The sequence below is a fragment of the Flavobacterium sp. GP15 genome (genome assembly GCF_014281985.1).
Classification (GTDB): domain Bacteria; phylum Bacteroidota; class Bacteroidia; order Flavobacteriales; family Flavobacteriaceae; genus Flavobacterium; species Flavobacterium pygoscelis.
This window is the reverse complement of sequence record NZ_JACFTC010000004.1, coordinates 178,625-202,256: the sequence shown is the minus strand read 5'-3', so window position 1 is coordinate 202,256 and position 23,632 is coordinate 178,625. Positions and strand designations below refer to the sequence as shown.

The following is a 23,632-nucleotide window of genomic DNA, read 5'->3' as shown; positions in this document are numbered from 1 at the left end:
ATGGTGGATTTTAAGCAAAACAAATTAAATTTTAATTTAAATCAAAACGATCTAAATTCATCACTTTTGTCCAAACTTTGACAAAATCCTGGACGAATTTTTCTTTATTATCATCTTGCGCATATACTTCTGCATAAGATCTTAATATAGAATTAGATCCGAAAACTAAATCTACACGACTAGCAGTCCATTTTGTTACTCCAGATTTTCTATCTACAATATTATATAAATTTTCTCCAACTGATTTCCAGCTGTAGTTCATATCCGTTAAATTAACAAAGAAATCATTGGTCAAAACACCTTCATTATTAGTGAAAACGCCCATTTTGGTACCATTATAGTTTGTACCAAGAACACGCATTCCGCCAAGTAAAACGGTCATTTCTGGAGCGGTCAATCCTAATAATTGTGCTTTATCCAACATTAATTCTTCGGGTTGAGCAGTGTTTTCTTTTTTCATGAAGTTCCTAAAAGCATCATTGGTTGGTTCTAAAACGCCAAAAGAGTTTGCATCGGTTTGTGCGTCACTAGAATCTCCTCTTCCTGCATAAAAAGGAACTTTTACATTAAACCCACCATCTTGAGCCGCTTTTTCAATAGCTGCGCTTCCGCCAAGTACAATTAAATCAGCGATACTGACTTTTTTTGCTAATCCAGATTGAATTTCAGTCAATTTTGTAATTACTTTTTGTAATCGTTCTGGTTCATTTGCAATCCAATCTTTTTGAGGAGCTAAACGAATTCTTGCACCGTTTGCACCTCCTCTAAAATCAGAACCTCTAAAAGTTCTTGCGCTATCCCAAGCGGTATTGATCAATTCTACTCTTGTTAAACCACTATTAAGTAGTTTTACTTTTAACTCTTCAATTTCAGTTTCTGATAAAGTGTAATCTACTGTTGGAATTGGATCTTGCCAAACCAATTCTTCATTAGGAACATCAGCGCCTAAATATCTATTTTTTGGACCTAAATCCCGGTGTGTTAATTTAAACCAAGCTCTAGCAAAAACATCATTAAAATAGGCAGGATCTTTATGAAAACGCTCTGATATCACTCTGTATTTCGGATCCATTTTCATCGCCATATCGGCATCCGTCATAATAGGATTTCTTTTTACTGTTGGATCATAAGCATCAACAGGCATGTCTTCCTCTTTGATATTAATTGGTTCCCATTGCCAAGCACCAGCTGGACTTTTTTTCAATTCCCAATCATAAGTTAATAGCAAATGAAAATATTCATTGTCCCAACGCGTAGGATTTGTGGTCCAAGAACCTTCTAAACCACTAGTTATGGTATTAGCACCATTTCCACTTGGATTGATCCAACCAAAACCTTGATCATGAATTTCTCCGCCTTCTGGTTCTTTTCCTAGTTTAGAAGCATCCCCGTTTCCGTGCGCTTTTCCAACGGTATGACCTCCTGCAGTCAATGCACAAGTTTCTTCGTCATTCATAGCCATTCTTTCGAAAGTAACGCGAACATCATGTGCCGTTTTTAAAGGATCAGGAACTCCATCGACTCCTTCTGGGTTCACATAAATCAATCCCATCATTACAGCTGCTAAAGGATTTTCTAAATCTCTTTCTCCAGAATACCTGCTGCCTTCACTTCCTGATTTTGCTAGCCATTCTTTTTCAGCTCCCCAATATACTTCTTTTTGAGGATTCCAAATGTCTTTACGTCCTCCAGCAAATCCAAAGGTTTTAAAACCCATTGATTCGTAAGCCATGTTTCCGGCTAAAACGATTAAATCTGCCCAAGATATTTTGTTACCATATTTTTTCTTGATAGGCCATAATAACCTGCGTGCTTTATCTAAGTTTCCGTTATCAGGCCAACTATTTAAAGGTGCAAAACGTTGATTTCCAGTTCCACTACCACCACGGCCATCGGAAATTCTATACGTTCCAGCAGAGTGCCAAGCCAAACGAATCATCAATCCACCATAATGACCCCAATCTGCAGGCCACCAATCTTGGCTTTCTGTCATTGATTTTTTAAGATCATTTTTTAATGCTTCTAAATCTAATTTCTTAAACTCTTCAGCATAATTGAAGTCATTTCCTAAAGGATTTGTTTTTGAATCATGTTGACTTAATATGTCTAAGTTTAATGATTTTGGCCACCAATGTTGATTGGTAATTACGTCTTTTGAAGTATCTTCTTTTTGACTAAAAGGACACTTGCCAATTTCGTTAGAATGTTCCATATGTTTTTATTTATTCGTTATTTTCTAATACAAATTTACTCTAAAGATAGATAATTTTAATTGATTATGATTATAACTTTTTATTAAATCATAGTTTTTTGTTATATCATTAAAAAATATTAGAAAATGAGCAAAATATTGTGAAATTGGAAGAAATAATTGAAATACAGCATTTTAAAATTAAATTTTTACTTCTGATACTAACTGTCTAATTTTGATGTTAAAAGCAGCAAAAATTAAAGTCATGAAAGGACTAATAATATTAAAAAAGGCATAAGGCAAATAATCTATAGTTGAAACCCCTAAAGTTCCAGCATGATAAGCTCCGCAAGTATTCCAAGGTATTAAAACAGAAGAAACAGTTCCTGAATCTTCAAGAGTTCGACTTAAATTTTCTGGTGCTAAACCTTTATTTTTATAAGCTTTTGCGAACATTTTTCCTGGAACTACTATGGCTAAATATTGATCTGATGCCGTTATGTTTAGTGCTAAACAGCTTCCTACGGTTGCTGCAAATAAACCAAAAGTAGTATGCGCTAATTTAAGCAATGATTGACTAATTCTTGACAAAGCACCAATAGCATCCATGACACCACCAAAAACCATTGCACAAAGAATTAACCAAATTGTGCCCAGCATTTTTTGCATTCCACCAGAGGTGAAAAGTGTTTCTAATGTTTTATTTTCCGTTGGTACAATTACCTCTGCAGTAATAGCATTCATAATTCCTTTATATGCCGATTGAAAAGTCATTTGTTCTACTCCTGCGATTTGATTAATGATTTGTGGCTGAAAAAATAAAGCAAAAAAGCCAGCTAATAATGTACCTATTAATAAAGCAATTAATGGTTCTGTTTTTCTAACAATTAAACCGATAACAATTACAGGTACAGCAAATAGCCAAGGTGAGATTGTAAAAGAAGTTTGAATATCTGTTAGTAGTTTGGCTATATCAACATCACCCTTAATATCTACTGATAAACCTAGAATAATAAATAAAATAAGTGTAAGGATATATGTTGGTATGGTTGTCAATGCCATATAGCGAATATGCGTAAACAAATCTGTTCCGGCCATAGCAGGAGCAAGGTTTGTTGTGTCTGACATTGGTGATAATTTATCTCCAAAATAAGCACCCGAAATTACTGCCCCTGCTACCATTCCTAGATCAAAACCTAAAGCGCCACCTACACCAATTAGTGCAATACCAACCGTAGCACTAGTAGTCCAAGAACTTCCTGTTGCTATAGAAATTATAGAACATATGATTAAAGTAGCCGGTAAAAAAATTGCTGGACTTAGGATTTGTAAACCATAATAAATCATTGAGGGAATGATTCCGCTAATAAGCCAAGTACCGGCCAACGCACCGACCATTAATAATATCAAAATAGCGCCAACGGTAGCTTTAATATTTTCGGCTACTTCTTCCATCATTTTGATAAAAGTAACTTTGTTAAAAAAGCCCACTATTGCAGCTACTGCAGCCCCTAGTAATAAAACAAATTGGTTACTGCCGCTTAAAGCTTCATCGCCAAAAACATAAACATTAAAACCTAACATTGTAATAAGTGCCGCAACAGGAATTAAAGCTTCTCCAATTGATAATTCTTTATTTCTGTTAATTTTGGTATCCATTCTATATCGTTTAAGTTTGCAATATAGATAAAAATGTTGCTATGAGCCTAAAGTGAATTTTTGAAAACTCCTATTTTAAATGAACTTTAGACTCTTTTTTAACTCCAAAATTATATATGTAATTTAGTATTATTAGCTTTTGAATTTATGCCATTATTTTAATGTTTTGTAAATAATAGCATTTATATAAACCATTATTTTTTTGAAATAATTTCTTTTTTTATAAATTGCTAATGGTCACAGGTAGTGTTCCTTGGCATTCAGAATTTAACAGTAATTGATTGGCTGCTGCTTGTTGAAATTCTTCGAAATCCTGATACATTTGTATAATTCCCAGTGCTGAAGTTACGTTTGGAATGACTTGTAAAACATAAGGATTACCAAAGACATATAAAATACATTTTTTAGATAAAAATATTTTTTTTAAAAATTCTAAAATAGAGTCTTCTAAGTCAAAATTATTTAATGGTTTTGCTTTTGGTACAAACAAGGATATAATTAACGTATCAAACTCTTTTAGATTTTCTTCTAAATTAGTCATGCTAATTTCATTTTCAATTTCAAAAGAAAATTCTGGAGAAGATAAATCGGGAGATAAATTTTTAAAAAATGAATTATCACAGTTTTTATAGAGGCTTATTTTGGCTAAACTGTTGTTTGCTTTTGCAGAATAAACAAGGTCTGTATTTTGGTTATCTTTAATTTTAGTAATGCAATTTTGGGCTATTTTTAAATTTAATTCTGAGGTTTTATCAAAATCAAAATTGATAGTGGAGTTTTGTATGAAATTAAAATTTTCATTTAAAATGCCTACTTTTTCTTTACATTTCCACAAACGATTATAGCTTTCTTCAATTCTTTGCGGAGAAGCGTTTTTTATAATTTCTTGAATTCCTTCTCTAACATTTACTGCAAAGCACAAGATATCGTTTCCAGCATTGAAAGCTTCCCACTCCAATTGCCCTTTCTTTTCATATAAATCAGAAACGCTTCGCATATTAAGTGCATCAGAAATTACTAAACCATCATAATTTAATTGTTTGCGTAAAAGGGTTTCTATAATTGATTTTGATAAAGTTGCAGATGTGTCTTTTCCTTCATTTAAAGCAGGAACAGCTAAGTGACCTATCATTATCGAATCTACATTATTCTCGATTCCTTTGATAAATGGAACTAATTCGTTTGCTAATAATTGCTCTAAATTTTCCTTTAAAATGGGTAATCCCAAATGAGAGTCCACATTAGTATTTCCGTGTCCAGGAAAATGTTTGAGGCATCCTAAAACACCCACATCGTTCATTCCTCTAAGATATTCTAAAGCAAAATCACTTACCTTTTCTTTGTTTTCACCAAAAGAACGATAGCCAATTACGGGGTTATTTGGATTATTATTGATATCAGCCAAAGGGGCTAAATTATAATGTATACCAACTGATTTTAGATCTAAACCAATCTGCTTTCCAACTTCGTAAACTAGATGGGATTGTGATTTTGGCAATGCACCAAGAGTAATAGCATAAGGATATTGGGGTGTTTTTTCGACACGCATTGCCAATCCCCATTCGGCATCAATACTCATCAATAGTGGTGTAGGAGCACATTTTTGATAACGAACAATAAGTTCTTTCAGACGCTGGCAACTGTCATCGTTTAGAATTACTTTTTTCTTGGTTTCATAATTGGTAGCGGCACTGGCTCTACTATGAAAAAAAGTTAAACCACCAATATTATGATCTCTTATTAACCTTTCTGTTTCTTGAATATTTTCTTCGGTATCGTTTATAAAAACGGCTGGAAAAAAGAATTGTCCTATTTTTTGTTCTAAAGTCATTGTATTTAATTTAGTAGTGCTAGATAAAATTTTAAAAATTTTTAGCGAAGATTATTATTTTACTACTCATTTTGCATCGAGTTACAGCATTGTAAAAATTTTACAAATTTGCATTAGAATTTTTTAGATTTTTTTTGGAACCCTTTTATACCGTTTTCTTACCAAATTCCTTTGGAAAAATTAAGAAACGAGATAATATTAATCCTGGTATAGTTGCCAGGAACACCCAAATAAAGAAATTTCCGTATCCTAAATATTCTTGAATATAACCACTTATCATTCCCGGTAGCATCATACCGAGTGCCATAAATCCAGTTGCAATAGAGTAGTGGGATGTTTTAGATTCGCCATCTGCGACATATATTAAATACATCATAAAAGCAGCAAAACCAAAACCATAACCAAATTGTTCAATTATTACTACTAAACTGGTATAAGTATTCATTGAATAATCAATGTTTGCATAAGAATTATTTATGACAATGTGCATGACATCTTGTGGCTGAAAATGTGATAATAAAACAAATCCTATTATAGGCAAGTGCATCACTAAAATCATAGGAAGGAGCCATTTTCCTAATCCATCTTTAGAAATAGCAATTCCGCCTAAAATCCCACCAATCGTTAGTGCAATTAATCCTAAAGTTCCATATATAATACCAACATCTTCAGTCTGTAAACCCATTCCACCATTTGCTATTGGATCTACTAAAAAAGGAGTTAGCATTTTTAATAATTGCGATTCTCCTAAACGAAATACAAGAATAAATGCTAGAATTAATCCGATTTGTTTTTTCTTAAAAAAACTGCTGAATACTTTTCCAAAATTCTTCTCTTCCTTTTCGCCTAAAGCAATTGGAAGCTCTGTTTTTGGCGTAGCAAAAAAGTTGTAAAGCGTTAATACTGACATTACAATTCCAACGAAAATCATCGTGTAAGACCAAGCCTGAACATTATTACCAAAGCGATTTTCTAAATAACCTGCTAATAATATAATTAAGCCATTTCCAGTTAGCATTGATGCTCGATAAAACGTGCTTCGAATTCCTAAAAAGAAAGATTGTTGTTCTTTCTCTAACGCCAACATGTAAAAGCCATCACTGGCAACATCATTGGACGCCGATGCAAATGCAGCCATCCAAAAAACAGCTAAACTCAGTATGAAAAATTGGCTCGTGGGAATAATAAAACCTACTATTAAAAAGGCAATCGAAATTAGTAATTGCATCAATAAAAACCATTTTCTTTTAGTACCATACAAGTCTATAAATGGACTCCATAATGGTTTTATTACCCAAGGTAAATAAAGTAAACTAGTATAAAAACCAATGTCTTCATTGCTTATTCCCAGGTTTTTGTACATTAATACAGAAACGGATATGATTATTACGTAGGGAAATCCAGAAGCAAAATTTAAAACGGGAATCCAATACCAAGGTCTATTATCTGTTTTCATCTAGGGAAATTAAAGTCAGTTAAGTTTATTGTGCAAATTGCAGTTCTGTAGGTTCACTTTCATTACCATAATAGTCTATAAATGTGATCGCATAAGTCGCATTTTTATCAAATTTGTTAGTAGGAATAACAACCTCTACAGTATCACTATTTTGTTTGTAAGCTATTTTATTACTAATTTGAGTGGCATCGTTAATATCAATTTTTATACTGGATGGAGCACTATAAACCATTAGATAACGCACTTTACTATATAAAGGATATTGCACATTAAAACGCGTAGATAGAGAATCTGTAACGATATTAGTTGGTGTTGGTACAATGACCATTTTTTTAACAGAATTTGGTACCACTATAGGAAGCGCTGGATATTTATATTGATTTTCTGTAAGTAATTTTGTAACACTTTGATTCCTATTTATAAATGATTTAGCGCTAAAGAAAGCATTTCCTTGAATGTTTTTATAGTTTCTTGCATAGTCAATTTGATTTGGAATTTCTTTTGGATTATTCCATCTTTTATCAGAATCTGCGTTGATTTTATAACTTCCGTTTCCAATATAAACGGCTACATTTTTGGAGTTTTCTGACCACCAACGTAAGAGTTTTGAATAAGAAGCTTTTGGGTGATCCATACTCCAATACAATTGTGGTATTAAGTAATCAATCCACCTGTATTCCATCCAAGCCATTGGATCTGCAAATAAATCATCATAATTGGTTTGACCAGATTCTGTTTCTGAACCTCTAGGATCTACAGATTTATTGCGCCAAACTCCAAAAGGACTGATTCCGAATTGTACCCAAGGCTTACTGTTTTTTATGGCAATAGCAATGCATCTTACAAAATCGTTTACGTTAGATCTTCTCCAATCTTCTAAGGACATTCCGTCTCCATATTTTATAAAAGAGGCCGCATCGTTAAATTTTTCTCCTGGAACTTTATACGGATAAAAATAATCATCAAAGTGAATAGCATCTATGTCATAATTAGCCACTACTTCTTCCACAACAGCCGTTAGATGGTTTTGAACCTCTGGAAGAGCAGGGTTATAATAATATTTTCCAGCATATTTAATCATCCAATCTGGATGTTTATAAAAATCATGCTCAGGACTTAATTCTTCCGTTTTTAAATTCATTGTTGCACGATACGGATTTAACCAAGCATGAAATTCGAAGCCTCTTTGATGTGCTTCTGTAATCATCCATTCTAATGGATCAAAATAGGGATTGGGTGCTTTTCCTTCTTTTCCAGTTAAATATTTGGACCAAGGTGCTAATTTTGATGGATAAAAAGCATCGCCTACACTACGAATCTGAACAATGACAGCATTATAATTTAATTTCTTATAAGTATCTAAAATCTCTAAATAATCGGCTTTTTGTTTGGCAACGTTATCTGTGCTCGTTTTTGGCCAGTCTATATTTGCTACCGTTGCAATCCAAACGGCTCTAAATTCATTTTTGGGATGGGCTACCAATTCTTGTGCATTTCCTTTCGAAAAAGAGCATGTAAGAAAGGAAATAACTAAAAGAATGTGCTTGTAATTGTTCATCAGATTTTTATTTATAAAGTAATCAAAATTAGTTTTTTTAGTGAAATTTACCAGTGAAATAGGTTTTATAATTTGACTTATTTTCCTGCTTCAATTTCTTTGCCAAATTAGAGTTGCTCTTGTGTAAAATGTTTAATAATGATTTTTAAATTTATACTTTAAAGAATAATTTATATTTATAAAATCCCCATAAAATTAAACTCCAAAACACTGCGTATCCCAAAGCATAAAATAGTGATGCATTTAAAGGATCACTAAAAAGAGGAACGATGTTAAAATCGTATATAAATTTTTGAAGATTAATTGGTTCACTCGTTCCATTAGGATTTTCAATTTTGATAGCGCTTAAAGCTCTCGGAATTATTCCAGAAAAGAAAAATACAATCATTGGATTTACACCCCAAACTAAAAATAATTTAGTCCATCTTTTATAATCTGCTACATCAATGATGTAGTATAAAAGTGTTAGGCACAAAGAGGCAATTCCTGCTGTGTATAAAACATAAGAACTACTCCACAATGATTTGTTTATTGGAAAAAAAATTCCCCAAATTAGTCCTAGAATTAGCAGAATAATTCCGGCAATGGCTGTTTTTTTTACTATTTCTAATTTTTCAATTGGTTTATTTAAAATCTGACCAATATACATTCCTAAGATTCCCGAGGCTATTGCTGGTAAGGTACTTAAAATCCCTTCTGGATCCCAAGTTTTAGAGGAAGCCCATAAATGACCATTGAGTACTAAATTATCTATCCAAGCAGCTAAGTTGGTCCCTTTTTCTAAATTTGCTGGCCCAAATCCGGGGACAGGGATTAAGGTCATCAGAGCCCAGTAAACCAGCAAGATAATAGATGCTATTACAAGTTGTGTTTTAAGATTTGTTTTTAAATATAAAAGGGAACTAAAGAAATAAACAATTCCAATTCTTTGTAAAACTCCTGGAATTCTTACGTCTTCATAAGCCGGAATGCCACTATAAGCCAAGAATAATAGTATTGCTAATAATAGAAAAACTAAGTACGATTTAATTTTTAAAGTGAAGTTTCCTAAAAGGGCATAAGCTACTGCAAATGTTATTATCAGTCTTGCAATTAACAAAGGAATGCCTTCTAATGATAACACTTCAATTCGACTAAAGAAATTTAAAAATAAACCCAAACAGAAAATGCGTAACGAACGAACCAAAATTTTATTAAAAACGGCATAATCCAACAGTTTTGAAGGCATAGCAAATGGAATTGCTGTTCCCATTATGAAAATAAAAAAGGGGAAAACTAAATCAGTAGGGGTACAGCCGTTCCAGTCGGCATGTTCTAACGGAGGATAAATATGAGACCAACTTCCGGGATTATTTACAATAGTCATCAGTAAAATGGTAAATCCTCTGAAGACATCAAGTGAAATTAAACGTTCTTTTTGCATGGTATTAGTTTGGTTAGTTTTAGTTTTTTTAATACGGGAAAGAAATTTTCCCCATCGATACGGAAGGAATTCCTTTGAGTTTTCCAAAATTTGATTTTCCTCCAGAAACAGTTTCATTAGCCAGAATAGCAAATAGTAACGCTTCTTTAGCATCTCCCGAAATTCCTAAATCATCGGTTTTTGCAAAAGTACAAGGCAATAATTCTTTAAGCCATTGCACTAATAATGGATTGTGTGCACCGCCACCAGACATGTAAATAGTAAATGTTTGAGGATCATAAATACTGGTATTTATTACAAAATGTATAGCCTCGGCAATAGTTTCAGCACTAAAGCGCGTTAATGTTGCTAATAAATCAGAAATTGAAATGTTTGTTGTGTTGCTTTGGGCTTGAGCTTTTTTTACATAATCTATATTAAAAAGTTCTGGACCTGTAGTTTTAGGAAACGACTTTGTAAAAAAATCATGTGATTTTAAACTTTCTAAAAGTGCTGCGTTTACCGAACCCGTTTTAGCAATTTCTGCATCTTGATCAAATGATTTATTTGGAAAATGAAGTTTTGTAAAAGCATCAATCAAGGTGTTTCCGGTTCCTGTATCGGTTACAAAAACCTCTTCTGGATTACTAGAAGTAGGCAAGTAAGTGAAATTTGAAATTCCGCCCATGTTGAGCATAATTCTATTTTCTCCTTTTTTTGAAAACAGGAAGTAATCACCATAAACGGCTAAAGGTGCGCCTTCGCCGCCCGCGGCGACATGTTTTTGTCTAAAATCAGAGACGGTTATAATTCCTGTTTTAACTGCTATATGATCGCCATCTCCAATTTGTAATGTGGCATTTGGGAACTTTTCTTGTTGGTGTAAAATCTTAGGAGCATGAAAAACTGTTTGACCGTGGGATGCGATTAAATCGATTTTATCTGCATCAATTTGCCATTTATTTAAACATTCCAAAATCATATTCGCATGTAGAATACCAATCCATTCATTCAGTAAAACGAGTTTTTGAAAATCAATTGTTTGTTTTGCAAAAACAGATCTGATTTCCAATTTTATGTCTTCGGAATAATCAACAGTTTCAAATTCAATTAATTTTACTTCTGTTTCTTCACCAGAAGCTGAAATTTCACACAAAGCCACATCTAATCCATCTAATGAAGTTCCTGACATCAAACCAATAATAGTACGTGTTGGCTTTTGTGCAATTTGATAAAGAGATTCTATATTTGAATTCATAATTTAAGTAATAAAAATAAAGTCTTTTTTTGACCATGTAAAAAAATAAAGAATATCAACGTTTTGCTTTATTGATTTTTTAAACTCATAATAGATATCTTATTGGGTAAAGTTAAAAGTTTTACATCCGATTATAAAAATTCATGCAATTTAATTTTTAGACTTTACGAAGCTATTTTATAATCGCATCTTGAATTATTTGTTGAATTTCTTCTCTAATTTTTTCTTTTGCTAATTTATTTCCTTCGGCTGTAACTTCAGGATAAGTTCTGTTGGATAGAAAAATATAAACAATTTCGGTTTCTGGATCTACCCAAGCAATATCTCCAGTAAAACCAGTATGGCCAAAACTAGCTTTCGATACACAACCACAAGTGGGGCCATCTTTTCCTATTCGTTTATCAAAACCTAAGCCTCGTTCTACACCTTCAGCGGCGTAATAAGACGTATTAAAAGCATCGAATGTTGCAGCAGAAAAATATTGAATATTACCATAGTTTCCTTTCTGTAAATAAAGTTGCATCATTTTAGCCACATCCATTGCATTCGAGAAAATTCCGGCATGACCCGCAACTCCACCTTCCATTGCTGCGGCCATATCATGTACATATCCTTGCACCACTTGATGACGAAAATAAGTATCTATTTCTGATGGTGCGATATCATTTTTATTGAATTTTGTCAAGGGATTATAAAGAGTATAATTCATGCCAAGGGAACTATAAAAGTTTTTTTGACTCAATACCTCAAGTGGTTGTTTTGTTTTTCGCTCTAAATATTCTTTTAAGATAATGAAGGTAAAATCACTGTATTTGTACTCCTTTTTAACTGATAAAGGACTGTTAGTAATGATTTTCATAATCGTATCATGATAATCATTTCTAATATAAAGATCGTCAGCTACTTTGGTAGAAAATGCAGCGCTTGGAACTTTATGATAGTATTTTTCTAATGGTTTATTATTGCTATCCAATGTTGCTTTATAAAACGGAATCCAAGCTTGAAGCCCTGCATAATGGGTCAGTAAATCTTTGAAATTGATGTTTGCTTTATTTGATTTTGCGAAAATTGGCACCATTTTTTTTAATTCTGTATCGAGCGTAACTTTTTTTCGGTCGTATAATTGCATCACGTTTGGAAGCGTCGAAATCATTTTAGAAAGTGAAGCTACATCATATAAATCGGAATTGGTTACTTCTTTTCCGCCTTCATAAGTAAGATGTCCGTATGATTTTTGAAAAATAACATTTCCTTTTCGAGCAACTAAAACTTGCATTCCTGGAGTCATTTTGCCATCAATTGCTTTTTGTGCGATACCATCTATTTTAGCTAAAATTTTTGGATTTAAGTTTTCATTCTCAGGAGCAGTAAAACCCAAACGATTTAGTTTAGTTGTCGATAAACCATCATTTACACGGAAAGATTTGTTGATCGATACAGGAAGTTTTCCTTTGGCTTCGACCGCACCAAACACTACTTCTGCAGAAACTATTTGACTTATATCAGAGTTTTGGTAGGAGACTACGAGTCCTTCAATAGCATCAAAATCTGAAATAGGAAGTAAGGTGTAAGGTTTAGCAAATACATCTAGAATCACTTTATTGTGCTTTGCAATTTCTTGTAGCCAAAGCATTTCTGTTTCGGTAAAGTCTTGTTTAGCCCAAGTTTTATTTTCTTTATGAAAACCAATAATTACAATGTCGTATTTTTTTAATTCCGTGTTTAAGCTATCAATACTGCTACTTGCAACTTCGGTTACATCGGTATATTTTTTTAGTGTAGACACAAAAGTACTATTAGAATCATCGCCTAATTTTACATAGGCTATTTTTTGACTCAAATTTTTGATAGGAAGAATTTCCTTCTTGTTTTTTAGGACGGTGATTGCATTTTCGTATAATTTGTAATTTAAAGCATCATTTTGAGAAGGGTTGATATCAGCAATAAGATTTTTAATTTCTATTGCTTTATAATTGTTTAAGCCTGCTTTAAATTTGTAACGCAATATTTTTTTGACAGAATGTGCAAGACGTTCTTCGGTAAGAATTCCTTCATTATAATAAGATTCTAATTTTGTCATTGCAACAGGAACATTTTCTGGACCTAACAACATATCATTTCCTGCAAGAAGTACGGCTAACTCAAGATCGCCTGGACCTTTAAAATCCGTAGCGCCCTTCATCGCTAAACCATCGGTTATAATTAAACCATCAAAACCCAATTGATTTTGTAACAAATTCGTAACAATATTATAGGAGGCCGAGGAGGGATAATCAGCTTTAGTTTCTAAACTTGGTATATTAAGATGTCCCACCATCACTGAAACTAAACCTTCATCAAACATTTTTTTATAAGGATACAATTCTACGCTATCAATTCTATCTTTTGAAAATGTTACTAATGGCAACGTGTAATGCGAGTCAGCAGAAGTGTCGCCATGACCTGGAAAGTGTTTCCCAGTACTAAATACACCTTGACTTTGAACCCCTTTCATTAATGCAACCCCTTTATTTGCCACATTAATTTTGCTTTCGCCAAAGGAACGATTTCCTATAATCGGATTTTTAGGGTTGGTATTTATGTCTAGCACAGGACCAAAGTTAAAATGGATGCCCATTCTTTTTGCTTCAGCACCCATTTGTATCCCTACTTTCTCTATTAAATTTAAATCTTGAATGGCTCCTAAGGTCATATTCCAAGGGAAAACATAAGTAGAATCTAATCTCATACTCAAACCCCATTCGGCATCGAGACCTATAAAAAGAGGAACTTTTGCTTTAGCTTGGTATTCATTTGTTAATTTCGCTTGTCGAACCGGACCGCCTTGAAAAAAAATAATTCCACCTACTTTATAATTCTCTATTAAGTCTTTAACCTTATTTTCATGTATAGAATCTTTATTGGAATATGCAGAAACCATAAAAAGTTGACCAAGTTTTTCTTTGACCGATAATTTATCATAGATGCTATCTACCCAACGTGTTTCAGAATCAGAATCTTTTAAAAATTTTTTTCTTTCTGATTTATTTAAACCCTTATAAACCATAGTGTCGTTTATTAAAGAATCCGTTTTTAAATGGCCAGTTGTAGTTGCTTTTTTTGTAGTTGCACAATTGGTAATTAAAAATAGAAACGCAATGTAAAGGCTAATCTTTATAAAGTAATTTTTCATTTAGTTTATTTTAAGCGAATTGCGTACCCATCATTTTTTTTTTGATGGACACAATTCATTAGTCAGTAATTTTTATCTTTAGTAGAGCTAAAAGCTTATTTTTTTTGCACTATGAGAACTGGTTATTAATAAACCTAAATAAGTCAACAGTCCGTTGAGTACTATTAATTCGTTGTCAAATACATATCCAGAAAATAAGGTTCTGGAATACTCATTTATTAAGTACGTAAATAGGGGAGAGAGTAAACAGATATATGGCACTAGTCTATCGTTTACATTTCTTGTTTTCTGAAATAAGCCAAAAGCATATAATCCTAATAATGGTCCGTAAGTATAGGATGCTACTCTAAATATCATTCCTACAACTGAGCTGTCATTGATAGAATTAAAAACAAGTATCACCAAGAAAATTAGTGCGGAAAAACTGATGTGAACTAAATGCCTAATGCGGACATTATTTTTCTTTTTTTGATTTTCTTCTTTGTCCATTCCTAAAAAATCGACACAAAAGGAGGTTGTCAAAGCTGTTAAAGCAGAATCTGTAGTGGCAAAAGTAGCTGCAATAATACCAAGTAAAAACACGATTGCCGGAACTATGGAGAGATGATTTAAAGCTATTTCTGGAAAAAGCAAATCGGTTCTTGGTTTGCCAGTAACTAAATCGGTTGGTATTGCTATTCCGTTTTTATTGGCATAAATATAAAGTAAAGCACCAACACTCAAGAAAAAGATATTAATAAGAACAAATATTCCTGTAAAGGTGAACATGTTTTTTTGGGCTTCACCAATATTTTTGCAACTCAGATTTTTTTGCATTAAATCTTGGTCTAAGCCTGTCATAGCGATGGTGACAAACATTCCGCCTAAAATTTGTTTTACAAAATGGAATTTACTTCCTAAGAAATCATCAAAGAAAAATATTTTTGAATAGTTACTGTTTTTTACTTCTTCAAATGCGCCAATGGCACTTAAATCCATACTGTCGCAAATAAAATAGATTGTCAAGAAAACCGATGTTACTAAGAAAAATGTTTGTAAAGTATCGGTAATAATAATTGTTTTTAGTCCACCGCGATATGTATAAGAAAAGATAAGTAGTAGCGAAATTAAAACGGTAACCGCAAAAGGAATTCCGTAGTAATCAAAAACATAACGCTGCAACACAATAACGACTAAGTACAATCTAAAAGCAGAGCTAATGGTTCTACTAATTAAGAATATTGATGCAGCAGTTTTATAACTGTAAAAACCCATTCTTTGCTCAATATAGCTATAAATTGAGGTTAAGTTCATTCTGTAATACAACGGCAATAATAATTTTGTAATTACTATAAAGCCGATAGCATTTCCTATGATGAACTGAAAATATTTAAATTGTTCCCCACTGGCCGCACCAACTTCGCCAGGAACTGATATAAAGGTTACCCCAGAAAGAGCCGTTCCAATCATTCCAAAAGCTACTAAATACCATTTAGAGTTTTTATTCGCTGTAAAAAAAGCTTCATTTCCATCATCTTTCCGACTCACAATATGCGAGATATAAAATAATACTCCGAAGTAAACAAGAATAAGAATTAGGATGGCGCTTGGTGTCATTTTATCTGGTGGTTAGTTTGGTAATTTACAGAGCGTAATAGCTATTTTTGGAATTAATGTTCTAAGTTTTTATTCTCAGCTAATAGAACTGCTCGTACACTTTTGTGTTTGTTTAATAATTCAGAAGCTAATTTTTCATCAATTTTTAGTTCTTCTACAATCATTTCTACACCTCTTTGTACTAGTTTTTTATTAGATAACTGCATGTCTATCATTTTATTACCGTAGACTTTTCCTAACTTTATCATTACCGAAGTAGAGATCATATTGAGAACCAGTTTTTGTGAAGTTCCTGCTTTCATACGAGTACTTCCTGTTAGAAATTCTGGACCGACAACAATTTCTATAGGAAAATCAGCTTCTTTAGAAATTAGACTTTCGCTATTGCATGAGATACTTCCGGTACTAATATTATGTTCGCGTGCCATTTTTAAACCCCCAATAACGTAAGGTGTATTTCCAGAAGCAGCAATACCAATTACAAAATCACTACTGGTTATAGCATGTTTTTTTAAATCCTCCCAAGCTTGATTAAAATCATCTTCGGCATTTTCTACCGCTTTTCTAATTGCGTAATCGCCTCCAGCAATAATACCAATTACTAAATCATGTGAAACTCCGAAGGTAGGAGGACACTCAGAAGCATCTAAAATACCTATTCTTCCAGAAGTTCCAGCACCAATGTAAAATAAGCGTCCGCCTTGTTGCATTTTAATCACAATGGCATCTACTAGTTTTTCGATATTCGGAATTTGTTTTTTTATCACGCTTGAAACCTTCTTGTCCTCCGCATTTATTCCCATGAGTATTTCCTCAGTACTCATTTTTTCTAGATTAGCGTACAGTGATTCTTGTTCGGTATCAGGATTGTTTTTAGCCATTTTTTTATTTTTTAAAGGATCATTGTCATTCTAGTAATTCGAGGTCGACATTAATTAATTTTTTATTTAATAGATAAGATACTTCGCTCTCATTTTTTTAAATGAAGCTAAATCTTTTTGCCAACTCTCTCTTATCTTATTTTCAGGCACACCATTTTCTATTTGTTGTTGTAGATTTTTGGTTCCAGCCAATTTTGTAAAAAAAGGATTGAAGAATTTGGTTTTATCAGTTGTGTTTTGATACGCTTTGATAATCCATTTAAGTTCTAATTGTGTTAGTTTTTTATTAGATGATAAATCTTCTCCAAAACATTCTTTACCATTATGCATGGGATCTTTAGCTCCAAAATTGGGTTTTGGAGTAAAAGTATAATCAAAGTACTGTTTGGTTAAAAAAGGTGAACCATAAATTTGGAATTGCTTTTCAGTTCCGCGTCCTACACTTACATTGGTACCTTCAAAAAGACATAAACTAGCGTATAAATTAATAGCTTGATCGTTTGGTAAATTAGGAGAAGGTTTTATGGGTAAACTGTAAGACATTGTATGTTTGTAGTTAAGGCAAGGTATTACAGTTAGTTTGCATTGAGCAGCATTTTTAAGCCATTTTTGACCATTAATCATTTGGCCATATTCTCCAATTGTCATTCCATGAAGCAACGGAATAGGGTGCATGCCAACAAAACTTGAAAAATCTTTTTCTAAAAGTGGACCATCAATAATAGCTCCATTTGGATTAGGTCTGTCGAGTATTATTAATGGAATTCCATTTTCAGCGCAAGCTTCCATTACATAATGTAAAGAAGAAATATAAGTATAAAAACGAGCGCCAACATCTTGTAAATCAAATACCATTACATCAAGTGTGGCTAATTGATCTTTCTTAGGTTTTTTATTATCGCCATAAAGCGAAATAATAGGCAATCCTGTTTTAGCATCTTTACCATCAACTACATGTTCGCCAGCATCTGCAGTTCCTCTAAAACCGTGTTCGGGTGCAAAAATAGTTTGAATATTTATTTTTTTCTCAACCAAAAAATCGACAACATGTGTCTTATCACTTAAAATCCCAGTTTGATTGGTAACGATTCCAACTTTTTTGTTCTTTAATAAAGGAAGGTATTTCTCAAAATTATCTGCACCAGTCTTGATCGTTTGGATTTTAATTTCTATATCAATTTTAGCTGTATTTATACCAAGTGAGTTGCTGTAAGTTGTTAGGCAACTTAAAGCAAATGTGATAGCTATACTTCTTTTTATAAATTTGATCATTTTAAACAGGAGTTTATTGTTGGTAAGCTTAGATTTTAAGTAAAAGTAACTTTTATACTTAATAATTCCTTTTTCATACAGCTTAAAGGTTTACAGTTATAGATACAGTGAACTATTTAAACGAGAATTAATGAGTTTTTTTATCGTTTAATTAATTTTTTAAAAGAGCAATATTTATATAACTAGCTCTAGGTTTGATCTCTAGAGCTAGTTAATTTATAGTATTACCAACCTGGATTTTGTTTTAATTCTACTCCCTCAGCAAGGAATAAACTAATATCATTTGTTGGGATGGCTGATAAGTAGTGCTTTGGTGCGATAAAAGTTCTAGAAACAGTGTAGGGTATCACGTAACCGTTTGCATCGACTTTTGTTTTAGACGCAGTTCCTATTAATGAAGGAATTCTTGCTCCTAATAATACATCTGGATTTTTGGTACCGTCAAGATAATCTCCTTTTTTCCAACGTAAAATATCTGCTTTTCTAAGACTGGTCCAGCTCATGAATTCTAATCTGCGTTCGCGGCGTATTTCCCAAATAAGCGGACTTACAACTCCCGATATCTGCTCTAAAGCGGATGTTCTCTGAGGATCGTTAATTTGTATTCCGCCCACTGATGCATTAGAGCCATCTGTAGTCAAGGTAGCAATACCAGCGCGTGCTTTAACTTTATTGATTGATAAATTAAGATCTGCATTGGTCGCTGTTCCAAGTTCTGCACAAGCTTCTGCATAATTTAAATAAACTTCACTTAAAGTAAATATGGGAGCGTCAATTTGGTTTTGTCCAATAGTTGTCACCTCAGTCCCAGTGGCAGCAGGATTATTATACAATTGAAATACATAACCCGTAATTGATGTTAATCCGTTTAAGGGTTTGTCAGAATAGGCATAATCAACATTTCCAAAAGCTTTAGCAAAACGAGGATCTCTATTTGCAAATACATTTGTAATCGTATTATCTCCAAGATATTCAGCATTTCCTCCGATTTGTTTTACCGGTAAACCATTTATTGTTGTATAACTTTCTGCTGCAAATTTTGATAAACCACTTTGTACGGTAGAAGTATTAGTGTATGCTTGAATAGAGTTACCCAACACACCTCTAAGGTATCTTTTGCCTAAAATGACTTCGGTGTTATTTAGTAATTCTAAAGAATTATATAACGATTTCCAATCGGGATTTAATTTATATGCCGCATTATTCATAACTGCCAATGCCGCATCTTTAGCTTTTTGAAGGTATTGAGTTCCTGGTTGTGCAAGATTGTATTTTCTATTAGTTCCTTCGTAAAGCGCTACTCTACTTAATAAAGCATAAGCAGTATATTTATTTACAGTAATGTTTTTATCATCAATAGGGAGCATCAAAGTTGTTGCTTCCTCTAGATCTTTAATCACATTATTGATTACTTCAGCTCTGCTAAGTGCTGGTTTATACACTTTAGCGTCATCTTGATTTAAGTAGGCATCAGTATAAGGAACGTCACCAAATTCTTGTGCTAAGCGGAAATAACTAAAAGCTCTAAAAAATTTTGCAACCCCTAAATAGTGGTTTTTCTTGGCTTCCTCCATAGAGACAGCAGGCACTCTTTCAAGCATTAAGTTACAACGACGAATCAAAGTGTAATATGAATTCCAGTTTGCGTTGGTTGCATTAGCAGTAGTATTGAATGTAGTAAAAACATTCATCGCTAAATTATCATCAAAATTATTTGAGTTATGAAAATAAAAATCAGCAGTTGTTCCTGAATTATTTCCGTATCCTAAAAAGGTATCATAATTTAACCAAGAATAGGTTTTAACATTGTTTTCAGAGGTCCAAAAATTACTATCTGTAAATATATCTTTTGGTGGTGTGTCTAGAAAATCCGAGCAGCTAAAAGACAGTCCTGCTAGTGAAAGGGCAAGAACGGATAGCTTTATCTTAGCGTTTATTTTTAAATTTCTCATTTTCTTTAATTTTTAATTTAATTTTTAAAATGCAACTTGAATACCTACCGACCATGTTTTAGAATAAGGGAAAGTTCTTCCCCAAGTCGCCTCAGATTCATTAATTTCTGGATCTACAGGTAAATTACCATCTTTAAAAGTCAATAGATTAAGTCCAGAAACATAATATCTAAATTTGTCTACACCAATTTTTTTAGTCAATGTTTTAGGTAAAGTGTAACCAACAGTTAAACTTTTTAATCTTAAATAAGCCATATTTAGCAAGTATCTAGATTGAGCTACAAAGTTGTTAGAGCCCGGAGCATAGGTTCCAAAAGCATTAGCATCATGTTTTGGGTATGGATTAGGGTAATAAGCATCTGTATTATCGGGTGTCCAATAATCATTCATATTAGCATACATCGCATCTGTTCTACTGTAAAATGGCAACACTAAATCAGAAGTAGCCCAATATTGTCTTTCGCCAACTCCTTGAAAGAAAGCATCGATATCAAATCCGTAAACATTTCCACCAAGACGTATTCCATATTGGTATTTAGGAGTTGCATTTCCAATAACACTTAAATCTCCAGAATCATCTGCTGTTCCTTTACCTCTTGTAATCTTTCCGTTTCCGTCAAGGTCTTTGTACATAACATCTCCTGCACCATATTTAAAGGTACCAGAACGAACATCTTTATAATCAACACCATTTACAATTAATCCAGTAGCATCTATAACATCAGAAGATTGTATTAGTCTTTCTGTGGTTAAACCCCAGATTTCACCAATTTTTTGTCCTGCATAAAAAGAGCCTAATAGTTTAGAAGAGTTATTCCACTCGGTTACCTCAGTTGTATAATCGGATAGTGTTAGATCTGCATAAACACCAATGTTTTTGGTGATTTCTTTATTAAAATTAACTCCTAATTCCCATCCTCTAGTTCTAAGATTTCCAGAATTGGTATTAGCAGCTGCTTGACCAAAAGAACCTGGAAGGGTTTTCCCTGGAGACAAAACTCCTTTAGTATCTCTCTGATAATAATCAAATGTCAAACCTAACATGTTGAATACTCTTACATCTAATCCAATATCTTGAGTCGTTACTTTTTCCCATGTCAAATTTGCATCGACATTACTTGGTAATGATACAGAAGGCGGTACAGTAGATCCACTTCCTAACCAAGTAGGATTTGAATTGGTCATAATTGGTAAAAAGGCATTGTTGGCAATGTTTTGATTTCCAATAGATCCGATGGATGCACGTACTTTTAAATCATTTAACCAACTGCGTGTACTTTCCATAAATTTCTCGTTTGAAATTCTATATCCAACAGATGCTGAAGGGAAAAATCCCCATTGCTCTTGTGTTGGAAATTTTGACGAACCATCATAACGACCATTCAATTCTAATAAATATCTTCCATCATAATCATAATTAACTCTAGCGAAGAATCCTGCTATAGCATACTGCGACAATCCAGGATTAAGGGTTAAATTAGAAGAAAGGGGTGAGGTAAATTGATCCCCAATGGCTAGGTTAAATTCGGGTTTATTTTTATCCAACAATGTATTTCTTCGAGCATAAGTTCTTTCAAAGGATTGCCATTCTGAGTTTAATCCACCTAAAACTTTAAAGTTGTGTACGCTATTTAGTGTTTTAGAATAATTGGCATAAACGTTTGCTACATTAATGATGTAAGAAGACTTTGCTTGAGCAACAAAATCATTCCCAGATTCCATCATTGTTGGTATTCCAGCTACTAAATCGGCAGCACTTGTCCACCAATCCCATAACGGAATTTGCCCACCATTCATTTTATTACTTAGGTAATTGTTATCTACACTGTATTCACCAATTATATTAAAGTTTTTTGTAACCTGAGCAGTCAATTTAGCACTGATTCGGGTGTCATTTTCAACTCTTTCATTCATTGACGCATTATTCATATAACCTGGTGCATGACGAAAAGAAACACCTTTGTAAGTACCGTAAGGAAAATATGATCCCCAACGCATATAATAACCAAAATATCCATTACCAGCTGTATCTAATCCGCTATTGTAATAGTTAAATGGAGAGTCGTATTTCTGGATAGAAGAAAGGATTTTGAAATCTCCTGTTAACCAATCTGCTAATTGGGTGCTCATACCCATATTTAGGTTAATCCTTTGATTTGTTTCGGTATTAATATTCATAACTCCTTCTTGATTGGCCACTCCTAAGGAAACTATAAAGGAACTTTTTTCGGATAAAGAACCTTGTGCAGAAAAGTTATGATAAGATTGAATTGCATTCTTTTTAAGCATTTCTTTATGCGGATCCCAAACTCTATAAAAATATTCTTTTCCACCAATAACTTCAAAATCTTCGCCTAAAATCATGTTTTTATCATTACTATTTCGTGATGAAGCATATTTTTGTTGCCAATTTATAATTCCTGGTAGTAATGTTTTATAATTCATTCCAAACGATTCTGGATTTGCATTTCCTGCGCGTTCCTGCGCCTGAATCATGGCTGGAAGTTCTACAGTAGGATCATTAAACTCAATTAGAGAGATAGGATTGCTCCAACCGTAATTATTACTATATGAAAAACGAACTTTTCCTTTAGAATCTTTCCCATTTTTAGTTGTAATTAATATTACACCAAAAGCGGCACGAGCACCATAGATAGAAGCCGATGCTGCATCTTTTAAAACCGACATAGAGGCTACGTCTTCTGGATTTATTAAAGACATATCAGACGGGACCCCATCTACTAATACTAAAGGAGATCCTGTTGCAGTACCATTTATAATTGTTCCGGCTCCACGAATGTTTATATTAGAAGATTTACCAATATTACCAGAATTAAAAGTAATGTTTAAACCAGGAGTTGTACCCTGAAGTCCTTTACTTATGTCAGTTAGAGGTTTGCTACCAAGCGCTCTTTCAACATCTACTTTTGCAACTGCACCTGTTAAGTTTGCTTTTTTCTGAGAGGCAAAACCAACCACTACAACTTCATCTAAGTTTAATGTATTTTCTAAGAGAACAACATTTACTGTTTGTTGTTGCGCAATTTTAACTTCTTTCGTGGTAAAGCCCATATAACTAAAAACAAGAACATCATTTACGGATGCATTGATTAGATATTGTCCGTCCATGTCCGTAACACTGCTTTTTGTTGTGCCTTTAATTAGAACTGTGGCACCCGGAATTGGGATTCCATCTGCATTGTTTGTAATAGTTCCAGAAATTGTTTTCGTTTGTGCAAATGTCAATTGTACTAAAAAAAACAATAATGAAATCAGCAATGATTTTTTCATAATTATTTGGTTTTTTTATGGTTATAGTACAAATATATTTAAACGCACTGTATTTTTGCAACATTTTTCGAATTATTTTAATATTTTTATCTAATAATGCAAAATAACGCATA

Annotated in this window: 13 protein-coding genes; all 13 read right to left on the bottom strand. The window is 33.1% G+C overall.

The annotated features are described in order from the left end of the window. Positions 1-31: 31 nt before the first annotated feature. Complete coding sequence (katG, locus tag H2650_RS10445; RefSeq protein ID WP_188050751.1) at positions 32-2,212, bottom strand: catalase/peroxidase HPI; 2,181 nt, start codon at positions 2,210-2,212, stop codon at positions 32-34. A gap of 180 nt (positions 2,213-2,392) precedes the next feature. Further along, on the bottom strand, positions 2,393-3,850 hold the full coding sequence (gene nhaC / locus H2650_RS10440) for a Na+/H+ antiporter NhaC (RefSeq protein ID WP_188050750.1): 1,458 nt from the start codon (positions 3,848-3,850) through the stop codon (positions 2,393-2,395). Positions 3,851-4,070: 220 nt separating this feature from the next. Beyond that, complete coding sequence (locus H2650_RS10435; protein ID WP_188050749.1) at positions 4,071-5,681, bottom strand: glycoside hydrolase family 3 protein; 1,611 nt, start codon at positions 5,679-5,681, stop codon at positions 4,071-4,073. A 145-nt stretch (positions 5,682-5,826) separates the two neighbouring features. Continuing rightward, positions 5,827-7,137, bottom strand: coding sequence for an MFS transporter (locus H2650_RS10430; RefSeq protein ID WP_188050748.1), 1,311 nt, complete (start codon positions 7,135-7,137; stop codon positions 5,827-5,829). A 25-nt stretch (positions 7,138-7,162) separates the two neighbouring features. Next, positions 7,163-8,695 carry a glycoside hydrolase family 10 protein gene (locus H2650_RS10425; RefSeq protein WP_188050747.1) on the bottom strand — a complete coding sequence of 511 codons (1,533 nt, stop codon included), beginning with the start codon at positions 8,693-8,695 and terminating at the stop codon, positions 7,163-7,165. A gap of 151 nt (positions 8,696-8,846) precedes the next feature. Then, a complete protein-coding gene (locus tag H2650_RS10420) occupies positions 8,847-10,118 on the bottom strand; it encodes an acyltransferase family protein (protein ID WP_188050746.1) in 1,272 nt (423 codons plus the stop codon). A 28-nt stretch (positions 10,119-10,146) separates the two neighbouring features. Further along, complete coding sequence (locus H2650_RS10415; protein WP_188050745.1) at positions 10,147-11,355, bottom strand: anhydro-N-acetylmuramic acid kinase; 1,209 nt, start codon at positions 11,353-11,355, stop codon at positions 10,147-10,149. 172 nt (positions 11,356-11,527) lie between these two features. Beyond that, positions 11,528-14,527, bottom strand: a complete 3,000-nt coding sequence (locus H2650_RS10410; protein ID WP_188050744.1) for a glycoside hydrolase family 3 N-terminal domain-containing protein — start codon at positions 14,525-14,527, stop codon at positions 11,528-11,530. 87 nt (positions 14,528-14,614) lie between these two features. After that, positions 14,615-16,123, bottom strand: a complete 1,509-nt coding sequence (locus H2650_RS10405) for a sodium:solute symporter (protein WP_188050743.1) — start codon at positions 16,121-16,123, stop codon at positions 14,615-14,617. A 53-nt stretch (positions 16,124-16,176) separates the two neighbouring features. Further along, positions 16,177-17,004 carry an N-acetylmuramic acid 6-phosphate etherase gene (murQ, locus tag H2650_RS10400; protein ID WP_188050742.1) on the bottom strand — a complete coding sequence of 276 codons (828 nt, stop codon included), beginning with the start codon at positions 17,002-17,004 and terminating at the stop codon, positions 16,177-16,179. A gap of 66 nt (positions 17,005-17,070) precedes the next feature. Continuing rightward, positions 17,071-18,276 (bottom strand): exo-beta-N-acetylmuramidase NamZ domain-containing protein, encoded by a 1,206-nt coding sequence (locus H2650_RS10395; RefSeq protein WP_188050741.1) that lies wholly within the window; start codon positions 18,274-18,276, stop codon positions 17,071-17,073. 224 nt (positions 18,277-18,500) lie between these two features. Continuing rightward, positions 18,501-20,228 (bottom strand): RagB/SusD family nutrient uptake outer membrane protein, encoded by a 1,728-nt coding sequence (locus H2650_RS10390; protein ID WP_188050740.1) that lies wholly within the window; start codon positions 20,226-20,228, stop codon positions 18,501-18,503. A 24-nt stretch (positions 20,229-20,252) separates the two neighbouring features. Further along, positions 20,253-23,519, bottom strand: a complete 3,267-nt coding sequence (locus H2650_RS10385) for a TonB-dependent receptor (RefSeq protein WP_188050739.1) — start codon at positions 23,517-23,519, stop codon at positions 20,253-20,255. Positions 23,520-23,632 lie beyond the last annotated feature (113 nt).